General features: G+C 69.2%; 10 protein-coding genes. 6 read left to right on the top strand and 4 right to left on the bottom strand.

Going from position 1 to position 8,957, the window contains the following annotated elements; translation table 11 throughout:
- Positions 1 to 57: 57 nt before the first annotated feature.
- From OO71_RS45560 to OO71_RS45570, 3 genes are all read left to right on the top strand, one after another.
- The gene (locus OO71_RS45560) at positions 58 to 522 is read left to right on the top strand and encodes a DUF5994 family protein (protein ID WP_051793247.1); all 465 of its coding nucleotides are present in this window, start codon (positions 58 to 60) and stop codon (positions 520 to 522) included.
- An 86-nt stretch (positions 523 to 608) separates the two neighbouring features.
- A complete protein-coding gene (locus OO71_RS52810) occupies positions 609 to 1,109 on the top strand; it encodes an RGCVC family protein (protein WP_156096879.1) in 501 nt (166 codons plus the stop codon).
- A gap of 48 nt (positions 1,110 to 1,157) precedes the next feature.
- Complete coding sequence (locus OO71_RS45570) at positions 1,158 to 2,309, top strand: N(5)-(carboxyethyl)ornithine synthase (RefSeq protein WP_033296368.1); 1,152 nt, start codon at positions 1,158 to 1,160, stop codon at positions 2,307 to 2,309.
- An 816-nt stretch (positions 2,310 to 3,125) separates the two neighbouring features.
- Here the strand turns inward: OO71_RS45570 and OO71_RS45575 are convergent.
- The 4 genes from OO71_RS45575 to OO71_RS45590 all read right to left on the bottom strand — a co-directional run bounded on the left by OO71_RS45575 (position 3,126) and on the right by OO71_RS45590 (position 6,927).
- Positions 3,126 to 3,383 carry a hypothetical protein gene (locus OO71_RS45575; RefSeq protein ID WP_033296369.1) on the bottom strand — a complete coding sequence of 86 codons (258 nt, stop codon included), beginning with the start codon at positions 3,381 to 3,383 and terminating at the stop codon, positions 3,126 to 3,128.
- Positions 3,384 to 4,278: 895 nt separating this feature from the next.
- Complete coding sequence (locus OO71_RS51425; RefSeq protein ID WP_033296370.1) at positions 4,279 to 4,440, bottom strand: hypothetical protein; 162 nt, start codon at positions 4,438 to 4,440, stop codon at positions 4,279 to 4,281.
- Positions 4,441 to 4,581: 141 nt separating this feature from the next.
- The gene (locus tag OO71_RS45585; protein WP_033296371.1) at positions 4,582 to 5,253 is read right to left on the bottom strand and encodes a fasciclin domain-containing protein; all 672 of its coding nucleotides are present in this window, start codon (positions 5,251 to 5,253) and stop codon (positions 4,582 to 4,584) included.
- Between the two features lie 111 nt (positions 5,254 to 5,364).
- A complete protein-coding gene (locus OO71_RS45590) occupies positions 5,365 to 6,927 on the bottom strand; it encodes a molybdopterin-dependent oxidoreductase (RefSeq protein ID WP_033296372.1) in 1,563 nt (520 codons plus the stop codon).
- Positions 6,928 to 7,219: 292 nt separating this feature from the next.
- Here OO71_RS45590 and OO71_RS45595 point away from each other — a divergent pair, with 292 nt between their 5' ends.
- The 3 genes from OO71_RS45595 to OO71_RS45600 all read left to right on the top strand — a co-directional run bounded on the left by OO71_RS45595 (position 7,220) and on the right by OO71_RS45600 (position 8,652).
- Positions 7,220 to 7,915, top strand: coding sequence for an anti-sigma factor (locus tag OO71_RS45595; protein WP_033296373.1), 696 nt, complete (start codon positions 7,220 to 7,222; stop codon positions 7,913 to 7,915).
- 96 nt (positions 7,916 to 8,011) lie between these two features.
- On the top strand, positions 8,012 to 8,173 hold the full coding sequence (locus tag OO71_RS50770; protein WP_156096880.1) for a hypothetical protein: 162 nt from the start codon (positions 8,012 to 8,014) through the stop codon (positions 8,171 to 8,173).
- On the top strand, positions 8,170 to 8,652 hold the full coding sequence (locus OO71_RS45600; RefSeq protein ID WP_033296374.1) for an RNA polymerase sigma factor: 483 nt from the start codon (positions 8,170 to 8,172) through the stop codon (positions 8,650 to 8,652). The genes OO71_RS50770 and OO71_RS45600 overlap by 4 nt, the downstream gene beginning before the upstream one ends.
- The last annotated feature ends 305 nt before the right edge of the window (positions 8,653 to 8,957 follow it).

The following is an 8,957-nucleotide window of genomic DNA, read 5'->3' on the forward strand; positions in this document are numbered from 1 at the left end:
TCGGCATTTGCACGACGTAGGGGCGCCGCTGCGCGCGACCTCGGAACGTGTATCGGGATGACCGTCGTGCGCCAGCGGGAAACCAGCCCGGAAGGCAAGGCAGGGCAGCCTTCTGCCGCACGCCTGATGGTGAAGCCGCCCGGAGCGGAGCGCGGGCACGTTGATGGCGGTTGGTGGCCGCGGTCCCTTGACCTGGCTGCGCAACTGCCGGAGCTCACGGCGGCGCTTGCCGAGGCGGTAGGCCCGCTCAGCCGCGTGACCTACCACTTGGACACGTGGGGACTGGCTGCCCGCAAGGTACGCGTCGGTGAGCGGACCGTGCGTTTGGAAGGATTCCGCTTCACTGATCCGCACACGATCATGGCGCTCGGGACGGACTCGCGGCGGGTCAGCCTGCTCGTGGTGCCGCCGGAAACGCCCGGCGGAATGGCGCGGGCGGTACTCCGCTCGGCCGCGAGCGGCGACTCCACCGCCACGGCCAGGGAAATCCTCTTCGGCAACGGTGTTCCCGGGCCTGGCTGAGACGGCCGGTGGGGGACCGGGTGCGTGGCCGTGACCTGCCGGGGTCCGCACCCGTGTAGTGTCGATGGGGTCCGGGAGCATCCCGTATGCGGGCGTTCGAGCGCGCATCGTCCCCGGCCCTCGTAGTTCGCCTGGTCTTCGCGCGCCACGTGGTTAACGATCGCGGCACGCCGGCCTTCTCGTCCCAGCCCCCGGTGCTTGCCGGAGTCTGGAGCGCCATGACCTGCATCGCCATCGACATCCGGCAGAATCTCCACGCCGTGAAGCTCGATGAGGGCGGGTCCGGCTGCCCGGTCTGCCCGCACGAGCGGGACGCGCATGACCTGATCGCGGACCGCTTCTGCGCGGCGACCGCGGCAGGCGGTTACCACCGTGGATGTGCCTGCGCGGCAGGAAGCCGCGAAACCAGGAAAGAGGAACAATCCATGACCACCCGAATCGACTTCGTGTCGCGCTACGACCAGCGCGTCGCCCAGGTACGAGACCTGCTCAAGCGAGACACTGGCCTCACCGACACCGCCTGCCAGGTACTGGCGGTGCGGCTGCTGCACCTGCTCGACGAAGCACCCGAGAACCTGCGCCGCTGACGCCGTCCGGCGAGCAGCGTCCAGACCGCAATCGAGCAAAGGGGCCCGGTGCAGCAGCTCACTCTCGGCGTTGTCGCGCGTTCGCGGAAACCGGACGAACGGCGGTTGCCCATCCACCCTCGCCACTTCGGGCGGATCGACGCCGACCTGCGCGAGCGTATCTATCTCGAATACGGCTACGGCGCGGAGTTCGGCGTGCCCGATGAACAGCTGAAGGGTGCCGTGGCCGGGCTGCGCACGCGGGACGAGCTCATCGCCGAATGTGACATCGTCCTGCTCGCCAAGCCGCTGCGGGCCGACGTCGCCGAGCTGCGGCCGCACCAGGTGCTGTGGGGGTGGCCGCACTGCGTCCAGGACCGCGAACTCACCCAGCTGGCCGTCGACCGCAAGCTGACACTGATCGCGTTCGAGGCGATGAACCACTGGGTCCGTGACGGCTCGTTCGGGCTACATGTGTTCCACAAGAACAACGAGCTGGCCGGCTACTGCTCGGTGCTGCACGCCCTGCAGCTGACCGGATCGACCGGGGACTACGGCCGCCGGTTGCGGGCCGCGGTGATCGGCTTCGGCGCGACCGCGCGGGGTGCGATCACCGCGCTCAACGCGCACGGCATACACGACGTACGCGTCCTCACCGGCCGCGGGGTGACCGCGGTCGGCTCGCCGATCCACTCCGCGACCATGGTCCACTTCGACCACGACGCGAACCGCCCCGGCGACCCCCGCCGCAGCCACGCGCTCACCGACCGGGGCCGGGTACCCTTGGCCGCATTCCTCGCCGAGCACGACATCGTCGTGAACTGCGTCCTGCAGGACCCCTTGGCGCCATTGACGTTCCTCATCGAGACCGACCTGGACGCGTTCGCCCCCGGCAGCCTCATCGTCGACGTCTCGTGCGACGAGGGCATGGGCTTCGGCTGGGCCCGGCCCACGACATTCACCGACCCGGCCTTCACCGTCGGCGACGGGATCACCTACTACGCCGTCGACCACAGCCCGTCCTACCTGTGGAACTCGGCGACCTGGGAGATCAGCGAGGCCCTGCTCCCGCTGCTGCGGCCGGTACTCGCCGGACCGTCCACCTGGGACAGTACAGAGACCGTCGGGCGCGCCGTCGAAATCCGCGACGGCGTCATCGCGAACCCGGCGATCCTGGCCTTCCAGCAGCGCTCGCCGGACTACCCCCACCACGTGGCGTAGCAGCGGACGGTGGTCGGCTCGGAGCATCCGGCCGGACCGCACCTTGCGAACGGTTTCACTGGCCCGACTACATCAACCGCCAACGACGAACGAAGCGCCGCTCCCGGCGCGCCGCACGTAGCCGGAGCACAACCAGTCCGCACCTGGCCAGAGCCCGCACACGAGCCACGGTCCGGTCCCGCGATCTCCGCACAACCCCGCGCCGGGCGAAACCAGCGCGCTCTGGTCTCCTGCCCGGACCCGCGGACGCCCGGACCACCTGTTCCGCTACCGGGGCTCCGAATGATGTGGCTGTGCAGACCTTTGCCGGGTCCAGCGTGGGGTCATCGCGCACGCGAGGATCGACGACGATGCGCGCTCCTTGAGGCGGCGAGGCCGCCGCCGACGGCAGCGCTGTGAAGCGGCACGGCTCGACCGTCGCATCGACGCGGACGGGGCGTGCCGCAGCCTGGCTGTGCTTTCGAACCGCCCGCAACGCAGGCAGGATTCCTTGTGATGCGTGGGAACCGCAGCGGCCGGCTTTTTCGGCGCCGGACGCTGCACTGCTGACATTCTCGGACGTACGGCGGATTCGGAGGATGGATGCACGTGCCGGTTACGTCGGAGCGACGGTGAGCGGCGAGAGATTGGGTCGCCCGCCCGCCCACCACAGGATCTGGTCGAGGATGAGCAGCTCGTGCCGAGTTCGTCGGAGGCTGTTCTGGCATGCTGTGAGCGCCTGCGGCCGGCCTGCGCCCTGGTGAGATCCGGGACCGGCTGCACGCCAGCCTTGACGTCGCGCCACCGGCGTACGGGGCGTAGCCGACGACTGACCGGCTATGGGTCGACGGGTTCCGCCTGAGCGGGACGGCCACCTTCGACTTCCCAGCGCAGCACGGCCGTGTCCTCCGTGAGGCCGGACAGCAGCGGGTCGATGGTGCCGGTGTTGCCTCGGCGCTCCGTGGTCAACAACCTGCGTTGCGCGAAGCCAGGATCGGCTTCCGGAGGAATCAGAAGCAGGGTCAGCCGGTGCTGTGTGCCGATCACGGTCAAGGTGGCGGCGTGCTGCGACCGGAAAACCCTCGAGCCGGACATCGCCGTGCTTGTCCCCGGAGCGCGGGCAGCGTGGGGTGGGCGGCCAGGCATCAGGTGGTAGGTGACGCCGTTCGATCCGGCCCAGCCGGGCGGTCAGCTCCGGGAACAGTGACAGCAGTTCAAGGAGTCCTTCGGCGGTGACGGGCAACCGGCGTCCTGTGCGGACGTCGATCACTCTGACACGATCGATCTGGACACACCGCGGACGACATCAGGAGGTGCTGTGGGAACGCCTCTTCGAGCGCCGGTGCGCTGTCCGCTACGCCGACCTGGTGACGCTTGGTTGCGCATCATCTGCCTGCCCGCCTGGCGCGGACCTGCTGCCCCGGCCAGAGCTGAGATCCGGTCCGTGGCGGATCTGCTCGGCGGAAACGGCTGTGGTGCACCGTGCGGCAGGGATCTGCCGGACCGAGCAGGCCGCCGCAGCCGTGCAGGTCAACAACCTCGCTCTGGGTATGCGGGATGTTCGGCAAACCCGGTGCGGATGCGCTGCAGATGAACGGCCGGCCGAGCGCGGAGAACACCCGTGAGTGCGGCGCGGTTGGCGGCCTCACTGGATTGCGCAGCTGGTTCAACGATTCCCCGTCGCCGAACTTGCGCGGTTGCGTCGACCACGTGGTTTGCTCACGGGTTCCAGCATCGTCTCCGGCAGCGGCAACTGGCTATTTCCTACCGGGAAGCGGGGGAAATTCCAGGACGTCGACCCACTTGCCCTCGGACAGTCCCGAGTGCAGGGTCGCTGGAGAAGATCAGCACGGCTTCATCATGCGAGCCCACCTCGACGATGGCATACCCGGTCTTGCTGTCGGTGAAGTCGGCGTTCCCTCGGCGGTTACCCGCTTCTTCCTGCACAGGGGGTGATGAGCGCGACTTTGCCGTCCAGGCCGGGCCGTGGTCAGCGGTGTCCGAGTGATTTGCGTTTGACGTAGCCGATCGCCGCGGTGGCGACGAACAGGACGGCACCGACGACAAGGAGCCAGATCAGGCCCTTGACGGCGATTCCGACCACGACGCAGACCAGCCAGACTACGAGCAGAAAACCGAGCAGGGCAACCATGGGGACCGACTCCTTCTGACCTTTCCGCCGGCGGCGGATACTCCGGGGTGCCCCGGCAACGATGCCGGGAAACCTGCCGTGAGACGGGCCCGGCGTGGCCGGGAGGGCAGGCACGCCGGGCTCGTGGTCGCGGGCGGTCGGTCAGTTTTTGTTGGTGCCGGGGGTGAGGACCTTGTCGATGACGAAGACGGTGGCGTTCTTGGTGGGGATGTTCCCGCAGAGGATCTTGGCGCCGTTGACGGTCATGTTGTCGCCGGTGCCTTCGATCTTGAGCGGGCCGCCTGCGGTGTTGAGCGAGGTGACGTTGCCGGCGGCGGCGAGGCCTTTGGCGTCGTAGCGCTTGCCGAGCACGTGGTATTGCAGGATCGGGGCGAGCTGGCTGGGGTTCTTGGCCAGCTCGTTGAACTTCGCGTCGCCGAGCGCGTCGAACGCGGCGTCGGCCGGGGCGAACACGGTGATTGCGGCCTGGCTGTTGAGGGTGTCGACGAGGTTGGTGGCCTTGACCGCGGCGACGAGTTTGGTGAGCAGCGGGTTGGTCGAGGCGGCGCTGGCGACCGGTTGCGGGCCCATCGAGTCGAGCGATCCGGGTGCGTTGCCTTGCGGGAGTTTGGAGCAGGCGGGGCCGAACACGTCGGCGTTGGTGGTCATGCCGTCGCTGGACGCGCTGCTGGACGCCGGTGCGGACGAGGACGGCATGGGTGCGCTGCTGGAGCTGCCGCTTTCGGAGGAGGCCTGGTCGTTGCTGCTGCACGCGGTCAGCGCGAGTGCGGCGGCGGCGGTGAGACCGATTCCGGCGATGCGAAGGGTTTTCACGGGTGTTCTCCGTTCACAATGGACTGGATCTTGGCGGCCGGTCACTGGCCTGTTCTGCTGGGCATTCGGTGCCGGTTGCGCGCCGGATGGGTCTGGGTGGGAAGAGATTCCTCAGGTGGCGATGAAGGTGGTGGAGTGCCAGCCGGTGGCACCGTTGGGAACGGTGCCGGCGCGCTGGTCGGTCTGGGTGTAGCTGGTCTTGTCGGTGGCACGGACGAAGACCTGGTGGGTTCCGTGTTTCAGGGCGATCTGGGTCCACCACATCCGCCATGTGTTCAGGTTGACTTCGGCCGAGAGCGTGACCGGTTGCCAGGCGCCGTTGTCGATGCGGATTTCGACCTTGTCGATGCCGTTGTGCTGTGCCCAGGCGATCCCGGCCAGCCGGACCGAGCCGGCGGGCACGGTGGCGAATCCTTTCGGGGTGTCGATCCGTGATTCGGTTTTGATCGGGGCCTGTTCGCTCCAGCCGCGTCTGAGCCAGTACGCCTGCCGGGCTTTCCAGGTGGTCACTTCGATGTCCACGACCCATTTCGTCGCCGACACGTAGCCATACAGCCCTGGTGTGACCAGTCTGGCCGGGAAGCCGTGTTCCAGCGGCAAGGGTTCCCGGTTCATGCCGATTGCCAGCATCGCGCCGCGGCTGCGGTCGAGTGCGGCGGCGACCGGGGTGCCGGAGGTCCATCCGTCGACGCTGGTGCAGAACAGCTGCTGCGCACCGGACCGGATCCCGGCTTCACCGAGCAGATCGGCCAGGTCGACGCCGATGAAGTCCGATGTGGACACGTAGTCGCCGCCGACCTCGTTGGACACACAGGTCATGGTGATCGTGCGTTCGACCAGCGGCCGGTTGCGGATGTCGCGGTAGGTGTAGGTGCGTTCCCGCTCGACCATGCCGTGGATGCGCAGGCTCCAGTCTTCGGTGCGGACCTGCGGCACGGACAATGCCGTGTCCACGCGGTAGAATTGCGGGTTCGGGGTCACGAACGCCGGGGTGCCCAGCTTGGCGAAGTCGGCGTCGGCCGGGATGGCGGGTGCGGCGGTGGCGGGCACGAGTTTTCCCACTGCTGCGCGGGATGCAGTGGCGTCGCGTGTGCCGCTGATGAGCTGCCCGCCGCTGCCGAGCGCACCTGCTCCGACCACCACCCCGGCGCCGCCGAGCAGGAAGGAACGGCGAGACGAACCGGTGGAACCGGGTTCCCGGGCGGTCGGTTTGCGCGGGGCGATCCGATGCAGCAGCACGAATACCGCCACCCCGGTCACGAGGCTGGCGAGCGGGGCGAGCAACGCCACCGCGGTCAGGTCCGGCCGCTGGTACACGGCGAACCCGCCCACTACGCCGAACAGTGCGATGATCGCGACCCCGGGGCGGGGCGAGCGAGCCGACAGCATCCCGGCGAGCGCGGCGGCGGCGAGCATCACTGCGGCCATCCCGCTGAGCAGCACCAGTTTGTCGTGGGTGCCGAACGTGCGGACCGCGAAATCTTTCAGTTGCACCGGGGTCAGGTCGATCGCGCCGTTGCCGACCGCAAGGTAGGGGGAGGCGTTGATGCTGATGAACGACGCCACCAGATGTCCCGCGGCCAGCGCAGCGAGGAGCGCGAGCACCCCGCACAGCGCCGCTGACGGCAGGCGCAGCCGTGATGGTGCCGAGCGGGAGGCGTCGGTGGTGGTCATACCGGTTCTTCGGAGCCGGAGGCGCGAGGGATGGGTGAGCGGGTCATCGAGGTGAGGAATGACCTGGCACGGCGAGACCAATACGGCCCGTTCGTGGCGGCGAATACCACTCCGTCCGATGTGCCGTCCCTTCGCGCATATATCACCAGCCAGCAAAGGAGTCCCATGGCCGCCATCGCGGAACCCTCACGAGCGCGGCAACAGGGCCGGGTGCCGTGGGTCGGGTCATCACCGTGGAGCCCCTGATGCGGGACGGGTTGATCCGCCTGTGCGACGTGCTGGGTGGGCCGGGATGACCGGCGCCGAGATCCACATGCTGACCGGAGCCTATGCGCTCGATGCCGTGACCGGAATCGAGCGTGCTCATTTCGAGCGGCACCTGCAGGAGTGCGACGTCTGCGCTCAGGAGGTCGACGAGCTGCGCGAGATGGCTGCCCGGCTGGCGGTCGCTGTCGAAGCGCGGCCTGCGCCGGCACTGCGGGCTGCCGTGCTGGCCCGGATCACGGCTACCCGCCAAACCCGGCCGGTTGCCCACCGCCGGTGGCGGGCCAGGGCCGCACTGGCGCTCGCCGCCGCGGCCGCGGTCGTCGGTGCTCTGGCCGGTGGCGTCGTTCTCGGCGAGCGCCCTGGAGACGGAGGATCGGTTGCGCTGGAACAAAGCCTGGTCCGGCGCGCCCCGGACGCGGTCATGGTGAGCGGTCCTGGGACGACAGGAGGGCACGCCACCGTGGTGGCGTCCCGGTCGCTTGCGAAGGTGTCCGTCTCGCTCGAGGGTGTCCCCGAGCTCGATGACCGGCATGCTTACCAGGTGTGGCTGATCGGTCCCCGTGGCCCGCAGTCCGCTGGGCTGCTGCGGCCTGGCACCGGGCCGGCCTCCCTGGCCGGCGTGTTCCCGGCGGACATCGACCGGATCGGGATCACCACCGAGCCCGTCACCGGCTCGCCCCAGCCGACCACCCCGGGCGTCATCCGCATCGACCTGAGCTGATCCCTGCGGTCGCGCCCGCTGGCGCGCCGGGTTTAGCATCGAGCCGCCAGGGCATCCATCCGCCAGCCGGATTGGTGCTGACTGGGAGAGGTAGTGATGACCGCAGTCCAGCACATCGCCGTACCGCCGGAGGACCCGTTGTTCCGGGAATGGGCCGCGGCCGCGTTCGGCAGAACCGCTGACACTGGCGTCGTCGTCGATGCCGGGGCACTGATCCAGCTTCGGTTCGCCGGACGATCCCGGAGCGTGCTCCGATGACGGCCGGGACCCGCGATGCGGGCCCGGGTTCGATGCCGTCCTGGCTGGATGGGGAGCCCTCGGTGGACGAGCGGATGCTGGCGCTGGCTTATCGGGTCGCGCACCAAGCCGTGGGACAGTCGCGCCGTGCCCGGGCCCGGGCACGGGGCAGTGTGGTGCTCGCATTGACCAGCGTGGACACGTCCCGTCCCGCGAAAGACCCCGCCCGGCGGGGTACCCGCGCCCAGGTACTGGCGGTCCTGCAGGCCGAGTTCGGGTCGAAGGCGGATCCGGCCCGGCTGGCCTCAGCGGTGCGGGACGCGATCCTGCTCGACGAGCTGGCGTTGCTGCCGCCCCGGCAGCGCTACGCACTCTGGGCGACGGCGCTGGCCCATCGCAGCGTCGCTGAGGTCACCGACGCGACCGGCTGGACCCCGAGCCAGGTCGCCCGGCTGGTGCGCGCCGCGTTGCGGACCGTCGCTACGCAGGCGCGGTCCTGACACCCCCGCAGTCAGGTCGCCGGTTCCGCCCTAGCCGGCGCTGCCTGCGTCGCCCGGCTGACCGTGCCGGGATCCACGGGTGGGTGCCTGCACGGGTGCCATCACGGCCGGCGCAGGCACCCACAAGGGGGACGCAGGTTCAGCCGTTGGCGGCGCTGCTGTTCACCGGGCCGTTGACGCCCTTGGGGAAGAAACCGCCTGAGGTTGCGGCCTTGGGGGTCAGGTACACGATGTTCAGTACCTGCCCGGGGCTGCGGCTGTAGGCGATGCCGTTCGCGTCGGCCGGCACGATGTTCGCGGTGCCG

It is taken from the genome of Amycolatopsis jejuensis (assembly GCF_000717335.1).
Lineage (GTDB): Bacteria > Actinomycetota > Actinomycetes > Mycobacteriales > Pseudonocardiaceae > Amycolatopsis > Amycolatopsis jejuensis.

Bases quoted from the DNA above. Each gene is read 5' to 3' on its own strand.
- OO71_RS45560 (WP_051793247.1), top strand. From the start codon at position 58: ATGACCGTCGTGCGCCAGCGGGAAACCAGCCCGGAAGGCAAGGCAGGG.
- OO71_RS52810 (WP_156096879.1), top strand. From the start codon at position 609: ATGCGGGCGTTCGAGCGCGCATCGTCCCCGGCCCTCGTAGTTCGCCTG.
- OO71_RS45575 (WP_033296369.1), bottom strand. From the start codon at position 3,383: ATGTCCGGCTCGAGGGTTTTCCGGTCGCAGCACGCCGCCACCTTGACC.
- OO71_RS51425 (WP_033296370.1), bottom strand. From the start codon at position 4,440: ATGGTTGCCCTGCTCGGTTTTCTGCTCGTAGTCTGGCTGGTCTGCGTC.
- OO71_RS45590 (WP_033296372.1), bottom strand. From the start codon at position 6,927: ATGACCACCACCGACGCCTCCCGCTCGGCACCATCACGGCTGCGCCTG.
- OO71_RS45595 (WP_033296373.1), top strand. From the start codon at position 7,220: ATGACCGGCGCCGAGATCCACATGCTGACCGGAGCCTATGCGCTCGAT.
- OO71_RS50770 (WP_156096880.1), top strand. From the start codon at position 8,012: ATGACCGCAGTCCAGCACATCGCCGTACCGCCGGAGGACCCGTTGTTC.
- OO71_RS45600 (WP_033296374.1), top strand. From the start codon at position 8,170: ATGACGGCCGGGACCCGCGATGCGGGCCCGGGTTCGATGCCGTCCTGG.